This is a genomic window from Parashewanella sp. 2210YD4-3 (genome assembly GCF_056591735.1).
The window spans coordinates 352918-378508 of record NZ_JBWQOG010000001.1 but is presented as its reverse complement, the minus strand read 5'-3'; the positions used below and the strand labels follow the sequence as shown (position 1 = coordinate 378508).

Here is a 25591-nt window from a genome sequence, read left to right as displayed (position 1 = left end):
GTCACAACACAGAACAGGAAGTGCTCAAAAGCATCGAAGACAGCGTAAATTGGTTACTTCTGCTGCGTTATCGTTTTTTTATGTGGAGTAACCACACTTCACAAACTCTGCCTTGCATAAGACAACCAATTTATCGCTGCAAAAATAAGCATGAAAGTTCAACAAGCCCTAATAAAAGCCCGATAAGGGCTTTTTTTGTAAAAAATGATTGCTTCTTAACTGCATCAAACTTGTAAAAGAATCTGTCAAAAGCCTTAAAATCCTGCACTTTACTTATTTTTGATCATAGAATACCCCATCAATATTTATCCTTATTCAATTTATGCAGCAACAACACAAGGTAGCACTTATATGCTACTGATGATTGATAATTATGATTCGTTTACCTTCAATCTTGTTCAGTACTTTCAACAGTTAGGGCAAGAGGTATTGGTTAAACGTAATGATGAAATAACCATTGAAGATATCGAAGGTATTGCCCCTGACTATTTGGTTATTTCGCCAGGTCCTTGTACGCCAAATGAAGCTGGAATATCACTTGAAGCTATCAAGTATTTTCAAGGAAAACTGCCTATATTAGGCGTTTGTCTTGGGCATCAAGCCATCGCTCAGGTTTTTGGTGCTAATGTTATTCGTGCTCAGCGAGTAATGCATGGAAAAACCAATGATATTGAGCATCAAGGGCAACGGTTATTTTCTAAGTTGAATCATCCACTCACTGTTACTCGTTACCATTCCCTGTTGGTTGATTCCATACCTGAAAGCTTTACACTGGACGCATGGTTTGATGATCCAGATCACGGGCGTGAAATCATGGCGATGAGTCATGATTCTTTGCCTATTTTTGGCGTTCAATTTCATCCAGAATCTATCTTGACTGAGCAAGGTTTGGATTTGCTCAATAACTTTTTAAAAATAAAGGAACAAGCATGAACTTGTTGACTAGAAATCTTGCCTTAGGGACATTGAGCGTGGCGATTTTATCGGCATGTGCATCTGCGCCAATTACTCCTAAAGCTCAGTTACAAACTACATCATCCATCGTTGAACTAACGGCTCCACCGAAAGTGGGACAACAGCTTACCATGAAACAGATCATGGCTAATCCAGATTGGATGGGTATTTTAGCCAAACAAGCTTATTGGTCAGATGATAGTAGCTCTGTATATTTTGTGCGTCAGGCATATGGTTCGCCACTAAAAGATTATTATCAGCAAGCTGTTAATGGTACTGCCAAAAAATTGAATATTGCTGATTACCACTTAGCTGACCAACGTGATGGTGTTTTCAATATCGAAAATACCAAAAAAGCGTATTTGTACCAAGGTAATATCTTCGTTAAAAACCTAGAAACCGGTAATGTTGAGCAAATTACTAAACAAAACCGCCGTATCAGTGGTGTGCGTTATCTTAGCAACGGTGACTTAGCCTATTGGCAAGGTAATCAAATTTTCCGTATTCATGCAAATAGTGGCTTAATCGAGCAGCTGGCAGACATCAAGATGGAAAATACGCCTAAAAGTGTTCAGCAGCCATCCACTTACTTAGCTAAGCAGCAGCATCGATTGATCAACTATGTTGCCAAGCAACATAAGAATGCTGAGCTAAAAGAGAGCTTTAATCAAGAGTTAGCTAAGCAGGATCCAACTTTGGCTTCAAAAGCATGGTACTTAGGTAAAAATAACCGTGTAGTCGAATCAAGCTTATCACCAGATGGGCGTTACCTATTTGTAGCCGTGGTTGATAAAAACTATAAGTGGCGTAGTGAACACGACATCATGCCAAACTACATTGGCAAAGATGGCTACGTAGATGCCGTTCCTGCACGAGCAAGAGTTGCAGAAGACAAGTATCCAGGTCAAGATTTTATGGTGCTTGATCTTAAGACTCATCAAAAGCGTGCAATCACGATTGAAGGGTTAACAGGCTACAACCAAGATGTGTTAGCTAAAGTAAAAGCTGAAAATGCTAAGAAAGAAGGCAAAGCTTACGACAGTGAAAAGACACCTCGTAAATTGCAATTAATGGTGGATTGGGGCTGGAGTCAAAGTCCTATCCAATGGCATCCATCAGAAGATAAACTGCTGGTGATGATCGAAGCCGTTGATAACAAAGATCGCTGGATTGCTAATGTTGACCTAAAAAATGGTCGTTTCAGTACTGAAGATCGTTTACACGACGATGCGTGGATCAATTACACTCATAATCAATACGGGTGGATTGATGACAGTGACCAATATTATTTCTTGTCTGAAAAAAGCGGTTACTCGCAGCTTTATCTAAAACAAATAGGTAAACCAGTAAAAGAGCTAACCCAAGGTAAATACGTGGTGAGCGAAGTGACGGTTGGTCCTCGTGGGCAGTATCTTTACTACAAAGCCAATAAAACCCACCCTGGAATGTATAACGTATATCGGGTGAATATTGCATCGGGTAAAAGTGAACAATTGACGAACTGGAAAGGGGTACTCGATTACCGATTAAGTCCTGATGGGGAGTCATTACTATTAACGGCATCAACTCGAACTCGTCCAAATGAACTTTATGTTCAAAAAATTGGAGGGGAGTTGAAGCAACTGACCAATTACACCAGCAAAGCATTTGCTGATTATCAATGGCAAGCCCCTGAAGTCGTAGCTGTACCATCAACTCATGTCGCTGGTGATGTATATGCACGTGTTTATTTGCCTCAAGGTTTTGATAAAAATAATGCTCACAAGTACCCAGCAGTAATTTTTAATCATGGTGCGGGCTATCTACAAAATGCGCACTATGGATTTTCAGGCTACTTCCGCGAGTACATGTTCCATAACTTATTAGCTCAGCAAGGCTATGTAGTGATGGATATGGATTACCGAGGTTCTAAAGGCTACGGACGTGATTGGCGAACTGCGATTTACCGCAATATGGGTCATCCAGAAGTTGAAGATTTGGAAGATGGCGTAAAATGGATGGCTGCGAATGCTAACGTAGACGCTAAACGTGTAGGTACCTATGGTGGGTCTTACGGTGGTTTCTTAACCTTTATGGCGCTGTTTACTGAGCCTGATTTATTCCAAGCAGGAGCAGCGCTTCGTCCTGTAACTGATTGGGCACATTACAATGCTCCTTATACCTCTAATATTTTGAATACACCTGATGTTGATCCAATTGCTTACGAGCGTAGCTCTCCGATTGAGCATGCTGAAGGTCTTAAGAAGCCATTGCTTATCATGGCTGGTGTACTGGATGACAATGTATTCTTCCAAGACAGTGTACGTTTAGTTCAGCGCTTAATTGAACTGGAAAAACCAATGTTTGAAACAGCGATTTATCCGGTAGAACCCCACGGGTTTAAACAGCCGTCAAGCTGGTTAGATGAATACAATCGTATTTATAAGCTGTTTGAACAAAACCTAAAAAAATAGTTGTATCAAAATGAACAATGGCGCAGTTTTTACTGCGTCATTTTTATTTTAACTTAAAAACATCAGTTGGCTACGTTCTCAAGCGTAGAAAAAATGATTGCTAGCAAGGCGTAGCTTGCAGCAAATAGTTGTTCTACTTGCAAAAGTTACAACGCAGCTAACGAGCATTTTAGCAAGCTTGCGGGCGTTGAGCGTTTCATCCATTCGGTGAATTATTAAGACATTGAAATTATTGCTAACTCAAATAGATATTAACTTATTGAGCGTTCAACTGATGTTTTTAGGTTTAAGCGGCAGGGTTAATCCGTTGTTGAGTCAAGCCGAGTGTCTGACAGATGGCGTAACTCAATTCAGCACGGTTTAGAGTGTAAAAATGAAAGTCCGTGATACCTTCTTGAACCAGTAATTTTACCTGCTCAATGGCTACACTTGCCGCAAGTAATTGGCGAGTTTGTGGATCATTTTCAAGGCCACTATAAATTCTTCCCATCCAAGCAGGCACTTCTACCCCTGTTAGCCCAGCAAATTGTTGTAATTGGGTAAAATTAGTAACGGGCAAAATGCCCGGAATAAGCTCTAAATTGATTTGATTGGCAGCACATTTATCTCTAAACCGCAGGAAGTTTTCAATATCAAAAAAGAACTGAGTGATGGCATGAGAGGCTCCTAAATCTTGCTTACGTTTTAAGTTATCCAGATCAAATTGAAGGTTAGGAGCTTCAGGGTGAACATCTGGATAGGCGGCCACACTGATTTCAAAAGGCGCTACTTCACGTAGGCATTTGATCAAATCTGTAGCATGAGGTAATTCACTTTGTGAATGATCATAGCCATCAGGAGCATCACCACGTAAAGCGACAATGTGCCTGATACCATCATTCCAGTATGATTCAGCAATTTGTTCGATTTCTTTACGAGTAGCACCGGCACAAGTTAGGTGAGGAACAGGAGTTAAATTTGTTTCCTTTAGAATACGTTTGATCACCCCATGAGTACGATCGCGAGTAGAATGGCCCGCACCATAAGTGACAGAGACAAAGCGAGGACTAGTGGATTGAAGCTTGAGTATCGATTGCCATAAGGTTTGTTCCATTGCTTCAGTTTTAGGAGGGAAAAACTCGAATGAAACAGATACCTTGTCATTCAAAAGCCCAAACTTATTATTAATTTCATCCAAAATTTTAGCCGCTGAAACTTGCATTATGTTGATATCCTCTACTTATTAAACTTCCCTGTTACTGCAATCTTGGAGTTATTTATCATTAGAATTATTAATTTTAAATAGACATTTAGATGTCTAGATGCTCTTTTGTTTAATCTATTGAATAATATTTGCACTGTCAATGCTCGGTGATGATTTTTTCGGTTTTATTGATTAATTATTCAAAAAAGGGTTCACCCCAACTTCTAATAAATATAAATAGGGAGAGTACTATTTTCTGGCTAGTTGTTGGCGGAGAGTGATGAGAGACTCAAGGGCTACTGAGAAGTCACTGAGGAGATCTTCACTATGCTCAATCCCAATAGAGAATCGTAGTAGTGAAGCAGAAATGCCTGCAGTTGCTCTGGCTTCTTCGCTGATCCCTGCATGTGTCATAGTAGCTGGATGGCAGACTAAGCTTTCAACACCACCAAGGGACTCAGCGAGAGTAAACATGCGTAATGAGCTGAAAAAGTGATTTAGCAGTTGTGGATAGTGATGTGAGTCATCACCTAAATCTAACTCAACACTTAACATGGCCCCGAAACCTGACTGTTGCTCAGCTGCAAGTGTATGGCCTGGGTGACTCGATAAACTAGGGTGATACACTTTTGAAATAGCAGAGTGATTGCTAAGGTAACTCACTATTTTTTTTGTATTTTGCTCGTGAACCTGAAGACGAGCATGCAATGTTCTCACACCACGTAAAGTCATATAGCTATCAAATGGCGCAGCAGTCGCGCCTATACAATTTGCCCACCAAGCTAGTTGTTCATGGAGAGTTTGTGTTTTTGCGATAACGGCCCCCCCAACAACATCACTATGGCCGTTAATGTATTTAGTGGTTGAGTGAATGACGATATCAGCACCTAAATCAAAAGGTTTTTGCCATAACGGAGTTAAAAAGGTGTTATCAACCGCCACTAAGGCTCCAGCCTGATGAGCTTGCTGACAAATGGCTTTAATGTCATAAATACGCAAAAGAGGATTACTCGGTGTTTCTACCCACACAACACTTGGTTGGGATTCTAGTGCCTGTTTCAAAGCTTGAAGATCATTTTGATCGACAATGCTGAGTTTAAATAAACCACGTTTCGCGGCATTTTCAAATAAACGGTAGCTACCACCATAGCAGTCGTGTGGCACAACCAGCGTATCTTCAGGACGCAATAGTTGAAGAACTAAATGTACTGCAGCCATACCCGTTGGTGTGATCACCGCACCATGACCTCCTTCTAATTCAGCGAGTGCTTCAGCAAGAAGATCACGTGTAGGATTGCCTGAACGAGTGTAATCGTATTTTCTTGGTTGATTAAAAGACTCAAAGCTAAAGTTGCTAGACAAATAAATCGGAGGCATAACGGCACCGTGAGCCGTATCCGTATCTAAACCTGAGCGAACTGCGGTGGTTTGAGTATTGGTATATATAGGTTGTTCGTTTTTATTGGACATGGCTATCGAGCTCTAGAGTACGTTGAATGATAGGAGTTATGGCCTGAGTTTCTTTAAGAAAACCATCATGACCATACAAAGTGGTAAGTTGGTAGTACTGGCTATTTGTGTCGCTGTTGTCAGCCAGACTTTGCATCAAGGAAGACGGAACTAACTGGTCGGTATCAAAACTGATGCAGGTAATTGGCGTTGATATGTATTGTGGTTTTACATTGTGAAGATCAATAGATTCAGATAAACAAAGATAAGCTCGACAACAGAAACCTTGCTTAAATGATTCTCCTTTGACGTTTAGATAGCCATTAACAGGAAAATGAAATTGATCATCAATAAGTTCTGGTGCTGTGGAGAATCGGTGTTCAAATTCTATGAATGAGCGATAGGTGGTCATTGCTAGCGATCGCGCGAGTGCGATAGCTTGATGTTTCTGATTGGTATCTGCACCAAGCTGGATTATTTGACGTTGAATTGAACGCCAAGCAATGCCTAAATTACTGCTTTTATGAGCGGCACATAAAATACAAAGTTGATTTACTTTTTCAGGAAATAATTCTGCAAAGGCGAGAGCTATCATGCCGCCATACGAGGCACCAACAAAGCAATGTACAGCTTCAATGTTTAAATGTTCAAGTAGTAGGTTAAGGACATTAGCTTGATCTCGGGTATCAACAGCAGCTGCTTGAGTGGAAGCTTGCTCACTATCGGGAGTGCTCGAATTATGGTTGCCACCGAGAAAATCAATACTGAGAACTTGGAATCGATCTGTATCTATAGCTAATCCATCACCTACTATTTCTGGCCACCACTTTTCCGTCTCTTTACTAGAAGAAATGCCTCCTAGCACAATGATAATAGGCGCACCTTTTGGGCCGCGTAAATAATATGAAAGCTGGCCGTGACTGATACAGCCACCATGAAACAAGGGAAGCTTGGCAGGTAATACTAATTCGGCTCTCGTTTTTAGCTGTACTGATGTCTCAGATAAAGCAGGTATTGCAGCAACTGTCATCTTTTTATCCCTATGAAGATACGAACAAAAATTCTCCTTTCTGGATAAATAATAAACATCAAGACGTTAAGGTGTCAAGGTGTGTGGATGGCTAAATTCGGGTGGGTAAAAATGCGGTTTCTAAAAAACTTGTCTTGAAGCTTTAGTATCATTCAATTTCTAGTATGGTTTGCTCTGGTTCAAGGTATTGTTTTTCAAATTCATCTTGTGATAATGGTCGGCTGAACAAGTACCCTTGACCTAAAGAGCAGCCATGATCTTTTAACCATGTCAGCTGCTTTTTCTCATCGATTCCTTCCGCGACAATTTCTAAATCCATTTGCTTACCAAGCATAACAATGGTGGAAGCAATCGCATCGTTATCGGGTAGCCCTTCAATAAAGGCGCGATCGATTTTAAGCGTGTTGATAGGTAACACTTTCAGGTACGATAACGATGAATAACCTGTTCCAAAGTCATCAATTGAGACTTTAAAACCGGACTTTCTAAGTTGCTCAGTAACATCGATGGCTAATTGAATATCATGGATAAAAGAGCTTTCAGTGATTTCGATTTCGATAAGGGCTGGATCGAGAAAATAGCTGTTGACGGTGCTTTTGAGCTGTTCTACAAACTTAGGATCAATAAAGTGTTTTGCTGCGATATTAATTGCAATTGAGGGAACCTGATTAAACTCGTCACACCATTTTCTTAGTGTTTCACAGGTTTTATTAATCACCCATTTTCCCAAGCTTACGATTAGTTCAGATTCTTCAGCTACTGGGATAAACTCACCTGGAGAAATGATCTTGTCGTCTTTTTGCCAACGGATCAAAGCTTCTGAGCCTTTTATCATTCCTGTGGCTAATTCGATTTTAGGCTGAAAAAATAAGCATAAATCATCATTTCGAATAGCATTATGGAGTTCGGCTTCAATGCGTAGGTGAGCGATAGCTTTTTCCGTCATACGTTTATTGAAAAACTCCCAGTTTCCTAGCCCTTGCTTTTTTGCACTGTACATGGCGATTTCTGCATGACGGATCAAATCATCAGCGTTATGGCCATCGTCAGGGTATAGGGCAATGCCCACAGAGGCATTGGGATGAAGTTTATGTTCATTGAGATATAGCGGCTTTTTGATCTCTTTAATTAAAGTCCGCGCAAATTCCCCTGCTTGGGGAAGCGTTTGAGGCTCGTTAGCAATAATGGCAAACTCATCACCACCAAGGCGTGCAACGGTGCCTTTTTCACCAACAACTCGCTTTAAAACACGAGCTATGCGTGTTAGATAGCGATCGCCAAGTTGATGACCTAACGAGTCGTTGATATTTTTAAATCTATCTAAATCAATGTAAAACAAGGCGAAACTTCGTTTTTGTTGGCTTGAACGCTGAATGTTCAAATTCATGGTTTCAAGTAACAGTATTCGGTTAGGTAAACTCGTCAGCGCATCTTTGGTCGCCATTTTTCGAAGCTTGAGTTGTGCCATATCAAACTGGATCAATATTTGATTAAACTTAGTTACCACTCCAGCCAACTCATTATTGTTGTGGAAAGGGATTCGGGGTAATAAATTATTTTTAGGGGAGTCGGGAGTAATCTTATCTATGGCTTGACTCAAAGTGAGAATGGGTTTCGTTAGAAATAAATGAAACACACCAGTCAATAAAATCGTGAGAATGAGCGTGCAGACTAAGGTAAATATAAAGGTTCGAGTAAAGTGGCTTTGAAGTGTTTGGCTAATATCTTTTAGATCGTATTTTAAGCTGATTCTAGCGAAAGGTTGCTGACTATTTTTATAAAGCAAGTGAGTGACATCTTGCTGATTTTGAAAGAACCATTGGCTGAGATTTAACCAAATGCTGTCATCTGAATCTAGAGGCTTAGCTGCAGACAGCAAATGACCAGTAGCTCTGAGCTCAAGACTAATATCCTGTACCCATGGCAGATTAAAGCTTTGTTCTAATAATTGCTCTGATAACAGTATATTGTCTGTAAGAGGGGACGCTTTTGCTGTTTGTTGTAACGAATGAAAAAGCGTAGCACTCTGTTGTTTTAGGTGGCGTTTTTCAGCATGTACCACCGAAATAAACTCGATAAAGAGCAGTGCCACGGCAAAACAAAATACCGTGATAGATACTAAAAACGTTTGCTTTAACGTGAGAGAACTAAAGCTTAATTTCATCCCTGAATTCAATCCTCTATGATTTTTTTGAGCTTACAAAATCCGTTTGTTAGCACATTTATACATGAAATATTTGTGATAATGATGTTTGTGAAGTATAGACGCTTTATCTAATGACGGTTGTTAACGTATAATGCTGAGCGAAATTTAAGATAATTAATTAAGGAATTGGTCAAGTGAATCCAATTGTAAAGAGTTTTGAATACGGTCAACACACCGTAACTCTAGAAACCGGAGTGATTGCACGTCAAGCTGACGCTGCTGTGTTGGCAAGCATGGGCGACACCACTGTTTTAGTTACTGTAGTAGGTAAAAAACAAGCTGATCCAGGGCGTGATTTTTTCCCATTAACTGTAAACTATCAAGAAAAAGCATACGCAGCAGGTAAGATCCCTGGCGGTTTCTTCAAGCGTGAAGGTCGTCCATCTGAAGACGAAACTCTGATTGCACGTTTGATTGACCGTCCGATCCGTCCTCTATTCCCTAATGGGTTTAAGAACGAAGTTCAAGTGATCATCACTGTTGTTTCAGTTGATCCTCAAATTGAGCCAGACATCATTTCGATGATTGGTACTTCAGCAGCATTAGCGATTTCTGGCATTCCATTTAATGGTCCATTAGGTGCAGCACGTGTTGGTTATACCGGCAGTGAGTACATCCTAAACCCTAACGTAGATCAAATGCCTGAGAGCCAGCTTGACCTAATCGTTGCTGGTACTCAATCAGCAGTATTGATGGTTGAATCTGAAGCGCAAGCTTTACCAGAAGAAATCATGCTAGGTGCAGTAGTTTATGGTCACGATCAGCAACAAGTTGTTGTAAGCGCCATTGAAGAGTTCAAAGCTGAAGCGGGCAAGCCGGCTTGGGGTTGGACTGCAGAAGAAAAAGATCAAGACCTTGTTGCTAAAATCAAAGACTTAGCTGAAGAGGGTATGGGCGCAGCTTACCAAGTGGTTGATAAGCAAGAGCGTCGTGACGCAGTAGCGGCTGTAAAATCTGCTGCTGTTGAGAAGCTAGTTGCTGAAAACGAAGACATTGATGTGTCTGAAGTTGAAGGTTTGCTTGGTAGCCTAGAGAAGAACGTTGTTCGTGGTCGCATCATTCGTGGTGAGCCGCGTATTGATGGTCGTGAGCCTGATATGGTTCGTGCGCTAAATGTTCAAGCTGGTGTACTTCCACGTACTCACGGCTCTGCAATCTTCACTCGTGGTGAAACTCAGGCTTTAGTTGCCGCTACTCTAGGTACAGAGCGCGACGCACAGAAGATTGACGGCATCATGGGCGAAAGAGTTAATCGCTTCATGCTGCACTATAACTTCCCTCCATATTCTGTTGGTGAAACAGGCATGGTAGGCTCACCTAAGCGTCGTGAAATCGGCCATGGTAAGCTAGCATGGCGTGGTATCAACGCGGTTATGCCAAGTGAAACTGAATTCCCATATTCAGTTCGTATCGTTTCTGAAATCACTGAATCTAACGGTTCAAGCTCTATGGCTTCAGTTTGTGGTACTTCTCTAGCATTGATGGATGCTGGTGTACCAATCAAGGCATCAGTTGCGGGTATCGCAATGGGTCTGGTTAAAGAAGGCGATGACTTTGTGGTTCTTTCTGACATTCTAGGTGATGAAGATCACTTAGGTGACATGGACTTTAAAGTAGCAGGTACTCGTGGTGGTATTACTGCACTTCAAATGGACATCAAGATCGAAGGTATCACCAAAGAGATCATGGACATTGCTCTACAGCAAGCCATGGGTGCTCGTATCCACATCTTGAACGTGATGGACAGTGCAATCGGCTCTCACCGTGATGATATTTCTGATCACGCTCCTCGTATCACTAGCATCAAGATCAACCCAGAGAAGATCCGTGATGTTATCGGTAAAGGTGGTGCAACCATCCGTGCGCTTACTGAAGAGACGGGTACTACGATTGAACTTGATGATGACGGTACAGTGCGTATTGCTTCTTCTGACGGTGACTCAACGCGTGAAGCGATCCGCCGTATTGAAGAACTGACTTCAGAAGTTGAAGTAGGTCGTATCTACAAAGGTAAGATCAACCGTATCGTTGATTTCGGTGCGTTCGTAAACATCCTTCCAGGTAAAGATGGTCTAGTACACATTTCACAAATCAGTGAAGAGCGTGTCGCTAACGTATCTGATCACCTAGCAGTAGGTCAGGAAGTGGACGTGAAAGTGATGGAAGTGGATCGTCAAGGTCGCGTACGTCTATCTATCAAAGAAGCAGTAGTTAAAGCAGAAGCGCCAGCGGCTGAATAATCTGTTTTTTTAGATAGTAAATATGAGGGAGCTTTTTAGCTCCCTTTTTTTATGGTTATAAAATAGATTTATAACCATAAAAGGTTAATCGTTTTACCTTTTGTGAGATAATTCAATAAAATTGTCTGTCTTAGTATGTTTTCATTATGAAAATATATTATGATTGCAACATAAGCACAAATTCCATATATAAATGTACAATATTTGTTAATTTTTTTGAGTGTGATAACTTAACCTTTAGCTCTATTTAGGTATTACAAGTGAAAATACCTTATAAGATTTGAATTTTGTTACATAGAGCTCTGGTAAATGGATAACTTAAAAAAATGACAATTAAACACAATAAGTAACAAAATAGAGGCGATAATGGCAAGACCCAGTATGGTGGAGCAGAGGCGAGCAGAAATCCTTGATGCACTTGAGATATGTATTATTGAGCGAGGACTTCAGGACACGTCTTTAGAAAACATTGCCGAAACCGCTGGAGTGAAGCGCACCATATTACGTCACTATATAGGTAATCGAGATCAAATTATTTCCGCATTGAGTGAGCGTTGGCGAGATATTTATTCTGAACAGTGGCAACAAGTACTTTCTCATCTTCCTAAAACTGCTGCCGTTGATGCTTTGTTAGAGATTTTGTTTAATTTTAGCTCACCAGAGGATAATAAAGACAATATTATCAGCCATGAATTATTTTCTGAATCTAAGCGCTTGGAGCAGGTCAAACAGCATCAAGAGCAAAATATGGCTGAATTCATAAATCATTGCCGCCAAATCATAACTTCTGAGTATCCTCAAGCAAATTTAAATGATATCGAGCTGGTTTGTTATGGAATTTATTCTAATTACTTAACTTCCAAATCGATGCTATTACTGGATCTCAATGAGGTAACAGAAAAACTCATTCGAAGTTCGAAGCGGCTCTGTGAAAGTTTAGCGGCATAGACAAATTCGTGATAGCCGTTTATGACTTGGATTGGTATGATTAAGCGGTTTCCGTACTTTTTAAAGGCTTTAATATAAATGATTGTTTATTGGCGTATTCTTAAAATTGCGGCGGCAGTTTTTTTACTTTCTGGTTGCATATCCACTCCCTCAGCCCCTCATTATCCCGACCGTTTATTGGTTGAGCCTGCTACTCATCTCTATCAAGATGAGTTAAACCTGCTTAAAAGTTCGGATATTCTTGCTCGTGCTAAGCTAACGGATGAGCAACGTGCTCGATTTATGTATGAGCGTGGGGTGATTTATGACCGCATGGGATTACAGCTTTCTGCCCGTTATGACTTTAGGCAAGCGTTGAATTTAAATCCTCGTTTGGCAGATGCGTATAATTTTCTTGGTATTTACTCGACGTTAGAGGGTGACTTTGACAGTGCGTATGATGCTTTTGATTCAGTCCTTGAGTTAGCCCCTAACTATGAGTATGCATATTTAAATCGTGGTATTGCTTTATATTATGCAGGCCGATTTGAACTTTCCAAAGATGATCTCACCACTTTCTATTCAAAAGCACCTGACGATGCGTACCGTTCAATTTGGCTTTATTTAGCGCATCGTAAGTTTAACCCTGAAAAAGCGAAAACAGAACTGACTCAAAGGGTTTCGAAACTGGATAAGGGGTTGTGGTCCACTCAAATAGCTGAGTATTTACTTGGTAACCTAAGTGCAGATAAATTAGTAAGTAAGGCCAATGAATACCTTGATTCCAAAGATCAGCGACGTGAATACACGGAGCATCTATGTGAAGCGTATTTTTATATCGCTCAGCAAGCTTTGCACCAAGGACATCTCGAAGCCGCTACTCAATTATTTAGGTTAGCCCTTGCCACAGACGTTTATGACTTTGTCGAATATCGCTTTGCAGGGCTAGAGCTATCAAGACTTGAGGGAGAGTTTGAGTAGCGATAGCTACTCTAGCTCGCTTTAAATCTATTTATGGGGTGGTGAAGAACTATCGAGTTAGCGCCCGGCTTTAGGCGTAAGTTATATTGTAATCCAGCATTGCTATCGAAAACAAAACTGTCTTGACTGTTATGCGGTTTTCTATCAAGGACTTCAAAAGCAAATTGGTTATAATGAAACCCATGTTCAGCAACTAATTCCTCAATCTGCCTAACGGCACTGTCACGCTGGTCTATGGCTTCTTCTTTTGTTAAGGCTAAAACATCTAATGCATTACGCACTTGGTTTTTAACATCAGCAGAAGCTTTAGGTATCCAGTTATTGCAAAAATCTTCTTTGAGCTGCTCGTATTGGTCTCCTTGGTGCCAATCATTTACGGGTTTAAATGAAACTGGGTTTGAGATTGGAAGTTCTTCTCCATTATCTAGTCTGGCATGGCATTGCATATACGAAACGCCCCTTGCGGGATCTTCAACAACCTTAAGGTAAAAATGTTGTTGTTCACTTTCATACATACTATTTAGCTCATCGGTCAAAGCATTCAATTCGCCATAGCTTGTTGCGTTAGATATTTGGGTTAATTTTTTTTCAACGTCATTTATCGAAATGCCAGTTCCAATTGATCTAATTCCATTCCAAATATGCTGGATAAGTTGTTTAACAGGGTTTTTGGACGTAAAACTTGTTTCTGTAACTCCAGATTCAGCGCCTTGACCGTCGACACTCGGTTTTTTGAATGCTTCTAAATTAATGTTTACTTGACGGGATGCATTGTTTGAAATAGATAATTGTGACATTTGCCTGACTCTGTATACGTTTTATCAACAGTATAGACAAAGTTTGAAAATAGGGATGAAATAGAGGACTTATGAGTCCTCTATTGCGTTGTAGATTGAATGTGCTGTTCTATTTTTTAAATCAACATGTAGCCAACTTTGCTAAATGGCGTTCAGAGCAGCCCCATCTTCCCCGATTAATGATTGATAACGAGACTCCATTTGCGAAAACATGGCTGAAGAAGCTTCAGTAGCATAGGGTTTTATTATTAAAATCATGCGGGACATGCCATCAAAAAGCTCTGATGGTTTAATTTCTTTTTGATTAGATTGAACCAATTTGTGACCAATCCATGAGCCCATTAGAATTCTAACGGTGTCTGCAAGTCGCTCGACATCTCCCGCTGGTATACAGAGTAATCCGGAATTCACCATTTGCTGCAATATCTGACTAATAGAATGAGTCGTGCTTTGCTGCAGTTTCAGATAGCGCTTTTTCAATTGATCATCTTTGAGCAAAATGTCGTGTAGATTGACGTAGAAAAAGCGGAATTTCCATAAGGCTTCAAAAGCGGCGTCTAAATAAGCCATGATAGAGCCAGTATGGAACTCTTTTTCTACAGACGGCTTAATATTTTTATTAATATGATTTTCAAATAAAGTGAAGATCTCTTGAATAATATCTTGCTTATTTGCGAAGTGATAGTACAAATTTCCCGGACTAATCCCTATATGCGCTGCAATATGGTTGGTGGTAATTGTACGTTCGCCATGCTCATTAAACAGCTCTAAGCTTGCATGGATGACCATTTCTCTTGTTTTCATTTTTAACCCCTCAAGCTCGTTTTCATTATTTAATTTAGCCTTAGTTCTGTATAACTAAATCAATAATATTATTATGTTACAACATAAACCTTAAATTTTTATCTACAGTGCTGCGGTTAATTTATGTTTACATATTATTTTCGAGTAATAAAACTAATCTATAAGAGTGGGGATTAGCGGTATGTATTTCAAATAAATTACAGTTACATTAACTTTTGATTGATTTTTGAACTTTCTAGATTTATGCAATTCAAACTGCACTAAACCATAAAGCAAAGTCAGGATTTTACGTGGTTAAGCTGGCTTAAGACCTTAAAAGGTTGATGGAGGTTTATATGTGTGTCGATGCAGTTGATGCTAATACCAATATTGATGATCAATATACGCCCTCTGAAAAAGAAAATGTTCAGCTTGAGGTGGTTTTGTATTCACGGAATGAACATGGCGATTTAAACCGTTATCGTCAGACGAGTGGCTTCGAAGGGTTAAAAACGCAGTATAAGCAGGATGTCGAGCGTTTAAGAACATTATCGCGTGAATTCGGCTTGTCTAATTTTGAATCAGCTCAAAAATTATTTTGGAAATATCTTTTCGAAATTGATGATGACGAAAAGGCAGTAAATTTAACTGCTGCGCAATATCGAGAAATTGCTTTTTCCAGTTTTACTGATGAATTTCACCTAGCTATTGATGAACTAGAATCAGACGAGCTTCCTGAAGATGAGAAAGTACGACTGCTTGGAGAGTTAATACATGCATTGGATAAATGCATGTCAGGTATTCAAGAAACTGTTCAGAGTATACGTAACGCGACATTATTAGAGAGTAACTTTACCTTAGAGACATTACAGCTGCATAAACGTGAAGTTATGATAGCTGTGGCTAGGGAGCATTTGTGTGGGTTTAAAGATAGCGATTCAGTAGATAATTTAGCCCATAGTCAGATTCATATTGAACATGGCTTAGTTAACCATTTTTCCGAAAGATTTAATGTTCCCAAGTTTGAAAATACGGATACCCAGATCGGTTTTAGATATTCCTATCTAACTGGCTTCGAACAAAAAGTTGAGGCCGCGTTTCATCCCATATATTTAACAAAATATGTTTTTGAACAACTGACTAAAGAACTTATTACCGTACTGTCTGATTATCAAGTATTGAGAGCGGATTGGGTATGTTTGTCTGAACTAACGGCATCCACGCAAGACAAGTTAAAAGCAGAGTTGCTGCAAATTAGCGATGAATCAGTAACCCCGTTATTAATAGATAAATTTTGGTCCAAGCAGTTTGGCTCATTAGAAGATTTGAATCGTAAACTCACACAATTAGATATTCAAAACAAAGATGCGGTATTGAAAAGGTTAAATCAAATTGTTGTCGATGACCCTCGTTGGCAAGATTGTGTCTACATTCCATTAGAATATTTTAGTACCGATGCTGTTGCTCAAATGCAAATAGCGAAAGCTAACTCTTTACCTCGTGAGTTGTTTATACAGCTTTGTGGACCTCTTCGCATTATTGCCGAAGAACGAAAGATATGCACTGAAGCCGATATACTAGATGCCAATTATCCTTGTGCCATTTCTATTGCTGAGATCAAGCTAAACCTTCTCGCTACAACAGCAAGAGCCTTCGAAAAGATCCCTATTGGGATGGAAGAGACGGTTACGTTGCGTTCAAAACCTAATACCTTGTTTAAATTTACTCCCGAGGGAAGTTATTTTTGGATACAGGAAAATTATGCCTCTCGAGCCGTGATGATGGCTGACGTGCAACGAGTTAACTTGCAAGATCTTTCTGATGAAGCCGTTAATCATCTTTTTGAACTAACAATAGCCAGTGCTCAATCATTTGATGAAGTTTTAAACTTTTTAAGTACTAATCAAGTTTTGAGTTGCGAGAAACGGCTGCCAACTTGTTTGGTTATCGAAAAGTTGCAACTGTTAATTGAAGAAAAACCATTAATTAAAGAACGAATCGCTACTCTCTTGCAATGCTCTCCTCAAAAGAGAGGTTTTAGTATTAAGTTTTGTGAGCAATTTTATTGTCTACTTGATACGCAAGAGCGTTGCAGAACATCTACAATTGTGAACTTAAAGCTAGGTGGCTTCTTATCGGATGATGAAGTTGAGCAATCATTTTGTAACTGGTCTGAATTGGAGCTTTTAGGTTGTTTCGACAATCTCACTGTATATAATTTTAATCAGTTAATTAATCACACAATTAAAGAAGACGACTTGATTGGCTTTGAGCGGTTAAAGGCCAAAAAAACTTTATTCGATAATTATATCAAAAACGGAATTAAACAAAGTGAATATGGAAAAAATTTGGGGTATAAGTCTGATTTGCTTAGCCATTGTATCGAAAGCAATGCCACTGAGATTTTAAGATCGCTATTTCTAAGTCAGACCGTTACGGCTGACAAGTATTACTGCGGTTTAATTCCATCGCCCCTCTTCTTAGCGATTAATTACCTAAGAATACCTATTATGCTATTAGTGCTTAATCAGCAAACGGTAAAAGCGAATTTAAAGAATTCACGACAAGATACCCCTCTTCATCATGCACTTCGTCATTACAAAAAGAACTCTAAATCACCCAAGTTACAGGGAGTTATTTTAGGTCTTATTACTCATCCCAAAACTGAGTTGCTGTCAACCAATAAAAATCTAGAGCAATGTTTCGAGTTACTCATAGAGTATAATGAGTTTCAACATGAAGTGAGTTCATCGTTAAGATGGCGTTTAGACGAGCTGCCTAAACACATCCATCAAAACGAGGTTAGTGGTTTTATTGAGGTTAGCTGTGCCTAATAAGGCACATTTACAAACAAAAAATTAGGCTTTGATTGTTTCATTAGCTAATTTCAGCGAAAATACGCGCAAAATTTCAAATTGCCAAAGAAGAAATAATTCATGTCGATGTCAGTGCCAGAGCAAGTCTCTAAACGTCGCACTTTTGCGATCATCTCTCACCCAGATGCGGGTAAAACCACCATTACAGAAAAAGTATTGCTGTTCGGACAGGCGTTACAAAAAGCAGGAACCGTTAAAGGTAAAAAGTCAGGTCAGCATGCAAAATCTGACTGGATGGAAATGGAAAAAGACCGTGGTATTTCGATCACTACCTCGGTAATGCAATTTCCATATGCTGATGCTTTGGTAAACCTGCTTGATACCCCAGGTCACGAAGACTTCTCGGAAGATACTTATCGTACTTTAACGGCGGTAGATTCATGCCTAATGGTGATTGACTCGGCGAAAGGTGTAGAGGAACGAACCATTAAATTAATGGAAGTAACTCGTTTACGTGATACGCCAATTGTCACCTTTATGAACAAGCTTGACCGTGATATTCGTGATCCTATCGAATTGATGGACGAAGTTGAAGACGTACTGAAAATTTCATGTTCACCAATCACTTGGCCTATAGGCTGTGGTAAAGAGTTCAAAGGGATTTACCATATTCTGCGTGATGAAACCGTGCTTTATCAAACGGGTATGGGGCATACCATTCAAGATTCAGTCGTGATCAAAGGCTTAGATAATCCAGAGCTTGATGAAGCCATTGGCTCTTACGCTGAAGATTTACGTGATGAACTGGAGTTAGTTGTTGGTGCTTGCCCAGAGTTTGATCATGATGCTTTCTTAAAAGGCGAAATGACCCCCGTGTATTTTGGTACGGCGCTGGGCAATTTTGGTGTTGATCACATTCTTGATGGCATTGTTGAATGGGCGCCAATCCCGCAGCCGCGTGAAACAGAAGAGCGCAATGTAGAACCAAACGAAGAAAAATTTTCAGGTTTTGTCTTTAAGATTCAGGCCAATATGGATCCCAAGCACCGTGACCGTGTTGCCTTTATGAGAGTTTGCTCTGGTGAATATCGTCAAGGTATGAAAATGCGTCATGTGCGTTTAGGTAAAGACATTAATGTCAGCGATGCGTTGACCTTTATGGCTGGCGATCGTGAACGTGCGGAAACCGCATATCCTGGTGATATTATTGGTTTACACAACCACGGAACGATTAAGATAGGTGATACTTTCACTCAAGGTGAAATTATGCGCTTCACGGGGGTGCCTAATTTCGCGCCTGAATTGTTCCGCCGCATTCGATTACGTGATCCTTTAAAGCAAAAGCAGCTGCTTAAGGGGTTAGTACAGCTTTCAGAGGAAGGCGCGGTGCAGGTGTTCCGTCCACTTGATACCAATGACCTGATTGTAGGGGCTGTTGGTGTTCTACAGTTTGAAGTGGTAGTAGGGCGCTTAAAAACCGAGTACAACGTAGAAGCGATTTATGAATCAGTAAGCGTAGCGACGGCTCGTTGGGTGTATTGTGATGATGAGCGCAAGCTAGAAGATTTCCGTCGTAAATGCAGTACAAACCTTGCACTCGATGGCGGTGATAACCTGACTTACATTGCACCAACCATGGTGAATTTAAGCTTGAGTATGGAACGTTATCCAGACATCAAGTTTGCGAAAACACGTGAGCATTAATTGGTGTCATATTTAAAAGGTCGCAATTGCGGCCTTTTTTGTTAAAGGATGAAGAAAATGTTAATGGATAGTCATGCCCATCTAGATTTTAATGATTTCGATCGTGACAGGGCAGAGCTTTTTGAAAAAATGAAACAACAAGGGATTAGTGGAGCGCTTATTCCGGGGATTTCACCTATTCATTGGAAAAAACAAATTCAAGTTGCGACTCAGTTTAATTGTCCTTTTGCTCTTGGTGTTCACCCTTGGTTTACGGCTGATGATGTAAATTTTGATATAAAGTTATTGGTGGAAGAGTGTAAACGTCACCTGAATAACCCGAACTTTGTTGCTATAGGGGAAACAGGCTTAGATAAAATAAGGAAGCGAAACTGGCTACAACAACTAGATTGCTTCGAAAAGCAAATTCAACTTGCGGTTGAACTAGGAAAGCCTTTGATTATTCATGCGGTAAAAGCTCATGATGAAGTTATTGAACTATTACAGCATTATGGTTCGAGCTTTGGTGGTGTTATCCACGGCTTTTATGGCTCACCTCAATTGGCACAGCGATACATTAATTTAGGTTTTAAGCTTGGAATTGGTGGTTTACTGCTGAATGAAGACGCGAAAAAGTTGCATCAAACTGTTAAGGATATTGCGCTAGAAAACTTCTTAATTGAAACAGATTCGCCGTCAATGTTACCAAAAAATAGTGATCAAGTTCGAAATTCTCCACTTTTAATCCCCAAAATTGTCTCTAAATTAAGCAAACTGTCAGCTAAATCAGTTACCTTAATTTCAGAACAGCTAAGGCTAAATCACGCTCAGGCTTTTGAGTCTAAAAGGTTTAAGTGAAAACATAGTCATTGGGCTGCTGTTAACGACGTGTTATTTTCACTTTGTTAGATTTCAAAAATATGATCAATACAACGCTTTTTATTTATGGCTTAGGTATAATCCCTATTCGAAATGGTTGGTTAACAACAAAATAAAAAACGTTAACAATTTAGGGTGATGGTTCATGGATATATTAATGAGTCTTGTAGGTATCGCAGTCCTTATAGGTATTGCATTCCTACTTTCAAACAACAAGAAAGCAATTAACTATCGTACCGTTGGTGGTGCGTTAGCTATTCAAGCGGCTTTCGGTGGTTTTGTTTTATACGTACCAGTAGGTAAAGATATTCTTAAAGCGGTATCTGATGGCGTTTCTAGCGTAATCAGCTACTCAAAAGATGGTATCGGTTTCCTATTTGGTGATCTTGCTAACTTCAAAGTAGGTTTTATCTTCGCAATCAACGTATTGCCAGTTATTATCTTCTTCTCGTCTCTAATTGCAGTATTATACTACCTAGGTGTTATGCAGTGGGTTATCCGCATCATCGGTGGTGGTCTACAAAAGGCACTAGGTACTTCACGTACTGAGTCTATGTCTGCAACTGCAAACATCTTCGTAGGTCAAACTGAAGCACCACTTATCGTGCGTCCTTTCATTGCATCTATGTCTCAATCAGAGCTATTCGCTATCATGGTTGGTGGTCTTGCATCAATCGCGGGTTCTGTATTGGCTGGTTACGCTCAAATGGGTGTACCGATTGAGTACTTAGTTGCAGCATCGTTCATGGCAGCACCAGGTGGTCTATTAATGGCTAAACTGATGCACCCTGAGACTGAAGAAGTTAAAGATGACATGGAAGATCTGCCTGAAGATCCAGACAAGCCTGCTAACGTTCTAGACGCTGCAGCTGGTGGTGCTTCTTCTGGTATGCACTTAGCACTTAACGTTGGTGCAATGCTTATCGCATTCGTTGGTTTGATTGCAATGGCTAACGGTATTCTTGGTGGTGTCGGTGGCTGGTTCGGTTTCCCACAACTAAGCCTAGAAATGATCCTAGGTTATGTGTTCATGCCACTAGCATTCCTAATCGGTGTACCTTGGAACGAAGCTTTCGTTGCTGGTTCATTCATCGGTCAAAAAGTGATTGTGAACGAGTTCGTAGCTTACTTGAACTTCGCTCCATACATGCTAGACCCTGCTGCTGAAGGCTTTAAAGCTGTAGCTGAAACTGGTCTACCAATGACTGACCGTACTAAAGCGATTATCTCTTTCGCTCTATGTGGATTCGCTAACCTATCTTCTATCGCGATTCTACTAGGTGGTTTGGGTGCAATGGCTCCTAGCCGTCGTCACGACCTTGCTCGTTTAGGTCTACGTGCGGTAGTTGCTGGTTCTCTAGCTAACCTTATGAGTGCAACAATTGCAGGTCTATTCTTAGCACTGTAATACCAAATAATGGCGGCCTATGGGTCGCCATTTGCTCCAATCGAGTTGACTAACCAAATTCAAATAGGCTGTGTTGTGTTCAAGGAAGACATAGCTATTTTTCTAAAGCTCATGTCTTTTTACATCCTTCTAACAATCACATGTCTAGCTAATTAAAAAAACAAGATATTGTTCACATTTCGGGATTTTATGTTTGTATTTTGCTTGTTAACCGTTGGTGATGCTTTCGGAATTTAGTAAAATACAAGTGCAAACAAAAACACTGCCAAAATAGGCAGAACTCAAATAATATGGGGTTGATGATGAAAAACTTTAAAATGTTAGCTATCGCTGGTGCAGCTGCTGCAGCTATGACTGCCGGAACCGCTCAAGCTGAGCAATACTACGGTTTTATGACTGCTTCGGTTAACTACTTAGACTGGACTGCTAAAGCTGAAAGCCGCACTAACAAAGAAGGCTATGGTGCTCCTAAGCATGATTTCGTTTATCTAGAAATTGAAGGCGGTGCTGGTTACGATTGGGGTGATGTTTACGGTTTCGTAGACTTTGAAAACCCAGGTAACATTAATAACTCAGAGAATGCTACTAAGAAAGTAGACGGTAAAGATGTACGTACTGGTGTTCCTGCTCCAGAAGCGTTCCGTATCGCTGCTAAAGGTTCTATTGCATACAACATCGGTAAGTCTAACTGGAACGCATACGGTCACATCTATAGCCTAAGCGATTCTACTGGTTTCTTCGACCAAAATATCGTTCTTGGTGTTAGCTATGACATCAACACTGATTCTGGTTTTTGGATGAAGCCTTTCTTAGGTCTACACTATGAAAACCAACGTTTTGCTGGTGCAGGTTACAATGGCTTAATGGCTGGTTGGGTTTTAGGTTATAACTTCAAACTAGCTGGTCAAGACTTCGCTGTTACTCAATGGCACGAAACTGAATTCCTACGTGAAGACCAATTCCGTTTCAATGCTAAGCGTCAGCTAAGCCGTACTGGTCAAAACGGTGCAGTTTCACTATGGTGGAACGCAACTAAGAAATTTACTGCTGGTGTTCAATACCGTTATGCTGATCAAAAGCTAGGTACTTCGATTTACCATGATGCAGTAATCTTCACTGCTAAATACAACTTCTAATTTAAATTAGAATTGTGCTTGGAGTCGCACTATGCGGCTCCTTTGAGTTTCTAAGTCTTTATTTCAATTAATCATAATTTAAATAAAGATTTCTCGCGCTAAGATGGATTTTTCGCGGAAGTAGGACATCATTTCTCTCGTAACTGAGTTATTTCTTCTCTTCCGGTCTTCAAGGATTCAAGTCGTGACGTTACCGTCAAGATAGTTATTGATCTGTGATCAGTAACATTGAATGCTTAACCCTATTTTGATGGCATAACTGCCTGAGATTCAGTTTTGACCAATTATCGGCTTCAACATTTGCTTTCAAAACTGAATCAAATTGAATTAAGTGATTTTCGAATTTTTTGTTTGGAGAAAGAACATGACTGACTTAAAACTGGCTGCAAAACGTGGCATTTCTTTAATGGACCTTACAACGCTAAACGATGACGATACTGATCAAAAAGTGATTGAACTTTGTAAAAAGTCTCAAACAGCTGCAGGTCATACGGCGGCTATTTGTATTTATCCACGTTTTATTCCTATCGCACGTAAAACATTCCGTGAACTTGGTGCAGAGCACATGCCAATTGCTACTGTTACTAACTTCCCACATGGTAACGATGACGTGGAAATTGCAGTAACTGAAACGAAAGCTGCTGTTGCTTACGGTGCTGATGAAGTAGATGTGGTTTTCCCATATCGCGCATTAATGGCGGGTAACGAAGAAGTTGGTTTTGAATTAGTAAAAGCATGTAAGGAAGCGTGTGGCGACAAAGCAATCTTAAAAGTGATCATCGAATCAGGTGAGCTTAAAGATCCTGCTCTTATTCGCAAAGCATCTGAAATCTCTATCGATGCTGGTGCTGATTTCATCAAGACCTCTACTGGTAAAGTACCTGTGAATGCAACAATTGAAGCGGCTGAGATCATGCTAACTGTGATCAAAGAGAAAAACACTAAGGTGGGTTTCAAGCCTGCTGGTGGTGTTCGTGATGCGGCTCAAACGGCAGAGTTTTTAGGTAAAGCAGCAAGCATTCTAGGTGATGAGTGGATCACGCCACGTACCTTCCGTTTTGGTGCTTCAAGCTTGCTAAATAGCCTATTACATACTCTTGAACTTGCTGACGCGCCAGCGGCAAGTCAAGGTTACTAATAAGTAAGACTGAATTACCAGCGTCATTTGATCTCATAATGACAGATTCGCTGACGCTGGTATGTATATCTGTGATCTAACTCCCTTTTGCCCCAATAAAACTTCGTTACTATTTAGAAAAATTACTACATTTTGTCTTTAATCTTGCATTTTGTATCTGCCTCCAACAGAGGTGAAGATACTTCGGAGTAGCAGTATGTTTCTAGCACAAGAAATCATTCGTAAGAAGCGTAACGGTGAAGCGTTAACCACAGAAGAAATTCAATTTTTCGTTAATGGCATTGTTAATGGTGCCGTTTCCGAGGGGCAAATTGCCGCGCTGGGTATGGCAGTTTATTTTAACGACATGAATATGGATGAACGTGTTGCCATTACTTCTGCAATGCGTGATTCAGGTACTGTATTGAACTGGGACTCTTTAAATTTAGACGGCCCAATTGTTGATAAACACAGTACTGGCGGTGTAGGTGACGTAACCAGTTTGATGCTTGGTCCAATGGTTGCCGCTTGTGGTGGTTATGTACCTATGATTTCTGGACGTGGTTTAGGTCATACTGGCGGAACTTTAGATAAGTTTGATGCTATCCCAGGTTACAATACCGAAGCGGATAATGCACTGCTAAGTAAAGTGGTAAAAGAAGCTGGCGTGGCGATTGTTGGTCAAACAGGTGACTTAGTGCCTGCTGATAAACGCTTTTATTCGATTCGTGATAATACGGCAACCGTTGAGTCTATTTCATTGATCACTGCATCCATTTTGTCTAAAAAGCTTGCTGCAGGTCTGGAATCTTTGGTTATGGACGTAAAAGTCGGTACTGGTGCATTTATGCCTACGTATGAGGCGTCGGAAGAGTTGGCTCGTAGTATCACAGCTGTAGCAAACGGTGCTGGAACTAAGACTACAGCTATTTTGACTGACATGAACCAAGTGCTTGCATCTTCAGCGGGTAATGCAGTAGAAGTGAAAGAGGCGATTGATTTCTTGACTGGTCGTTATCGCAACCCGCGTTTATATCAAGTGACTATGGCACTGTGTGAAGAAATGCTGCTATTGGGTGGACTTGCACATTCTCAGACAGAAGCTAGAGCAAAACTGAATGCAGTGCTTGATAATGGTCGCGCGGCTGAAATATTTGGTAGAATGGTGTCTGGTTTAGGTGGCCCTGCTGATTTTGTCGAAGCGTATGATAAATATTTACCACAGGCATCAATCATTCGTCCTGTGTACGCTGAAAAATCTGGTTTTGCTCATAGCATGGATACACGAGAATTAGGTCTGTCAGTTGTGACGTTAGGTGGCGGACGCCGTAAACCGGGTGATGCGTTAGACTATAGTGTAGGGCTAACAGAAGTTTGTGCATTAGGCGATGAAATTAATGCAGATAAACCATTAGCTATGGTTCATGCTCAAACTGAAGCTGGATTTGAAGAAGCCGCTGCTGCGGTTAAAGCTGCGATTGAAGTAAGTGATACTCGACCTGAAAAACAAGTTGAAGTATACAAAGCCATTCGCGCAGAGGATTTATAA

Annotated in this window: 18 protein-coding genes; 12 read left to right on the top strand and 6 right to left on the bottom strand. The window is 40.4% G+C overall.

Annotated features, from left to right (window positions below; genetic code table 11):
* Window positions 1-351: 351 nt before the first annotated feature.
* On the top strand, window positions 352-933 hold the full coding sequence (locus AC1EU0_RS01635; RefSeq protein ID WP_480300139.1) for an anthranilate synthase component II: 582 nt from the start codon (window positions 352-354) through the stop codon (window positions 931-933).
* Window positions 930-3407, top strand: a complete 2478-nt coding sequence (locus AC1EU0_RS01630; protein WP_480300138.1) for a S9 family peptidase — start codon at window positions 930-932, stop codon at window positions 3405-3407. The genes AC1EU0_RS01635 and AC1EU0_RS01630 overlap by 4 nt, the downstream gene beginning before the upstream one ends.
* 286 nt (window positions 3408-3693) lie before the next feature.
* Here the strand turns inward: AC1EU0_RS01630 and metF are convergent, their stop codons facing one another.
* The 4 genes from metF to AC1EU0_RS01610 form a co-directional block, all read right to left on the bottom strand.
* A complete protein-coding gene (gene metF / locus AC1EU0_RS01625; protein WP_480300137.1) occupies window positions 3694-4608 on the bottom strand; it encodes a methylenetetrahydrofolate reductase in 915 nt (304 codons plus the stop codon).
* A gap of 231 nt (window positions 4609-4839) precedes the next feature.
* Entirely contained in the window at window positions 4840-6060 is a 1221-nt protein-coding gene (metB, locus tag AC1EU0_RS01620) for a cystathionine gamma-synthase (RefSeq protein WP_480300136.1), read from the bottom strand.
* On the bottom strand, window positions 6050-7069 hold the full coding sequence (metX, locus tag AC1EU0_RS01615) for a homoserine O-succinyltransferase MetX (protein ID WP_480300135.1): 1020 nt from the start codon (window positions 7067-7069) through the stop codon (window positions 6050-6052). Before metX ends, metB begins: the two co-directional genes overlap by 11 nt.
* A 148-nt stretch (window positions 7070-7217) precedes the next feature.
* Window positions 7218-9233 carry an EAL domain-containing protein gene (locus tag AC1EU0_RS01610; protein ID WP_480300134.1) on the bottom strand — a complete coding sequence of 672 codons (2016 nt, stop codon included), beginning with the start codon at window positions 9231-9233 and terminating at the stop codon, window positions 7218-7220.
* Between the two features lie 176 nt (window positions 9234-9409).
* Between AC1EU0_RS01610 and pnp the strand changes: the two genes are divergently transcribed.
* The 3 genes from pnp (at window position 9410) to nlpI (ending at window position 13423) form a co-directional block, all read left to right on the top strand.
* Entirely contained in the window at window positions 9410-11515 is a 2106-nt protein-coding gene (gene pnp, locus AC1EU0_RS01605) for a polyribonucleotide nucleotidyltransferase (protein ID WP_480300133.1), read from the top strand.
* 366 nt (window positions 11516-11881) lie between these two features.
* Window positions 11882-12463: a TetR/AcrR family transcriptional regulator gene (locus AC1EU0_RS01600; RefSeq protein WP_480300132.1), complete on the top strand. Its 582-nt coding sequence runs from the start codon at window positions 11882-11884 to the stop codon at window positions 12461-12463.
* A gap of 78 nt (window positions 12464-12541) precedes the next feature.
* Window positions 12542-13423 carry a lipoprotein NlpI gene (gene nlpI / locus AC1EU0_RS01595; RefSeq protein WP_480300131.1) on the top strand — a complete coding sequence of 294 codons (882 nt, stop codon included), beginning with the start codon at window positions 12542-12544 and terminating at the stop codon, window positions 13421-13423.
* A gap of 11 nt (window positions 13424-13434) precedes the next feature.
* Here the strand turns inward: nlpI and AC1EU0_RS01590 are convergent, their stop codons facing one another.
* Window positions 13435-14220, bottom strand: a complete 786-nt coding sequence (locus AC1EU0_RS01590) for a hypothetical protein (protein ID WP_480300130.1) — start codon at window positions 14218-14220, stop codon at window positions 13435-13437.
* Between the two features lie 141 nt (window positions 14221-14361).
* The gene (locus AC1EU0_RS01585) at window positions 14362-15024 is read right to left on the bottom strand and encodes a TetR/AcrR family transcriptional regulator (RefSeq protein ID WP_480300129.1); all 663 of its coding nucleotides are present in this window, start codon (window positions 15022-15024) and stop codon (window positions 14362-14364) included.
* Window positions 15025-15359: 335 nt separating this feature from the next.
* Between AC1EU0_RS01585 and AC1EU0_RS01580 the strand changes: the two genes are divergently transcribed.
* From AC1EU0_RS01580 to deoA, 7 genes are all read left to right on the top strand, one after another.
* A complete protein-coding gene (locus AC1EU0_RS01580) occupies window positions 15360-17837 on the top strand; it encodes a hypothetical protein (protein ID WP_480300128.1) in 2478 nt (825 codons plus the stop codon).
* A 102-nt stretch (window positions 17838-17939) separates the two neighbouring features.
* The gene (prfC, locus tag AC1EU0_RS01575) at window positions 17940-19523 is read left to right on the top strand and encodes a peptide chain release factor 3 (RefSeq protein WP_480300127.1); all 1584 of its coding nucleotides are present in this window, start codon (window positions 17940-17942) and stop codon (window positions 19521-19523) included.
* A 57-nt stretch (window positions 19524-19580) separates the two neighbouring features.
* Window positions 19581-20360, top strand: a complete 780-nt coding sequence (locus AC1EU0_RS01570) for a TatD family hydrolase (RefSeq protein ID WP_480300126.1) — start codon at window positions 19581-19583, stop codon at window positions 20358-20360.
* Between the two features lie 166 nt (window positions 20361-20526).
* A complete protein-coding gene (locus AC1EU0_RS01565; RefSeq protein ID WP_480300125.1) occupies window positions 20527-21789 on the top strand; it encodes a NupC/NupG family nucleoside CNT transporter in 1263 nt (420 codons plus the stop codon).
* A 299-nt stretch (window positions 21790-22088) separates the two neighbouring features.
* Window positions 22089-22925 (top strand): outer membrane protein OmpK, encoded by an 837-nt coding sequence (locus AC1EU0_RS01560; protein WP_480300124.1) that lies wholly within the window; start codon window positions 22089-22091, stop codon window positions 22923-22925.
* Window positions 22926-23289: 364 nt separating this feature from the next.
* On the top strand, window positions 23290-24063 hold the full coding sequence (deoC, locus tag AC1EU0_RS01555) for a deoxyribose-phosphate aldolase (RefSeq protein WP_480300123.1): 774 nt from the start codon (window positions 23290-23292) through the stop codon (window positions 24061-24063).
* Window positions 24064-24259: 196 nt separating this feature from the next.
* Window positions 24260-25591 carry a thymidine phosphorylase gene (gene deoA, locus AC1EU0_RS01550; RefSeq protein WP_480300122.1) on the top strand — a complete coding sequence of 444 codons (1332 nt, stop codon included), beginning with the start codon at window positions 24260-24262 and terminating at the stop codon, window positions 25589-25591.

Bases quoted from the DNA above. Each gene is read 5' to 3' on its own strand.
- AC1EU0_RS01600 (WP_480300132.1), top strand. From the start codon at position 11,882: ATGGCAAGACCCAGTATGGTGGAGCAGAGGCGAGCAGAAATCCTTGAT.
- metX (WP_480300135.1), bottom strand. From the start codon at position 7,069: ATGACAGTTGCTGCAATACCTGCTTTATCTGAGACATCAGTACAGCTA.
- deoC (WP_480300123.1), top strand. From the start codon at position 23,290: ATGACTGACTTAAAACTGGCTGCAAAACGTGGCATTTCTTTAATGGAC.
- AC1EU0_RS01590 (WP_480300130.1), bottom strand. From the start codon at position 14,220: ATGTCACAATTATCTATTTCAAACAATGCATCCCGTCAAGTAAACATT.
- prfC (WP_480300127.1), top strand. From the start codon at position 17,940: ATGTCGATGTCAGTGCCAGAGCAAGTCTCTAAACGTCGCACTTTTGCG.
- metB (WP_480300136.1), bottom strand. From the start codon at position 6,060: ATGTCCAATAAAAACGAACAACCTATATATACCAATACTCAAACCACC.
- AC1EU0_RS01630 (WP_480300138.1), top strand. From the start codon at position 930: ATGAACTTGTTGACTAGAAATCTTGCCTTAGGGACATTGAGCGTGGCG.
- AC1EU0_RS01610 (WP_480300134.1), bottom strand. From the start codon at position 9,233: ATGAAATTAAGCTTTAGTTCTCTCACGTTAAAGCAAACGTTTTTAGTA.
- metF (WP_480300137.1), bottom strand. From the start codon at position 4,608: ATGCAAGTTTCAGCGGCTAAAATTTTGGATGAAATTAATAATAAGTTT.
- AC1EU0_RS01580 (WP_480300128.1), top strand. From the start codon at position 15,360: ATGTGTGTCGATGCAGTTGATGCTAATACCAATATTGATGATCAATAT.
- AC1EU0_RS01585 (WP_480300129.1), bottom strand. From the start codon at position 15,024: ATGAAAACAAGAGAAATGGTCATCCATGCAAGCTTAGAGCTGTTTAAT.
- AC1EU0_RS01570 (WP_480300126.1), top strand. From the start codon at position 19,581: ATGTTAATGGATAGTCATGCCCATCTAGATTTTAATGATTTCGATCGT.
- AC1EU0_RS01565 (WP_480300125.1), top strand. From the start codon at position 20,527: ATGGATATATTAATGAGTCTTGTAGGTATCGCAGTCCTTATAGGTATT.
- AC1EU0_RS01560 (WP_480300124.1), top strand. From the start codon at position 22,089: ATGATGAAAAACTTTAAAATGTTAGCTATCGCTGGTGCAGCTGCTGCA.
- AC1EU0_RS01635 (WP_480300139.1), top strand. From the start codon at position 352: ATGCTACTGATGATTGATAATTATGATTCGTTTACCTTCAATCTTGTT.
- deoA (WP_480300122.1), top strand. From the start codon at position 24,260: ATGTTTCTAGCACAAGAAATCATTCGTAAGAAGCGTAACGGTGAAGCG.
- nlpI (WP_480300131.1), top strand. From the start codon at position 12,542: ATGATTGTTTATTGGCGTATTCTTAAAATTGCGGCGGCAGTTTTTTTA.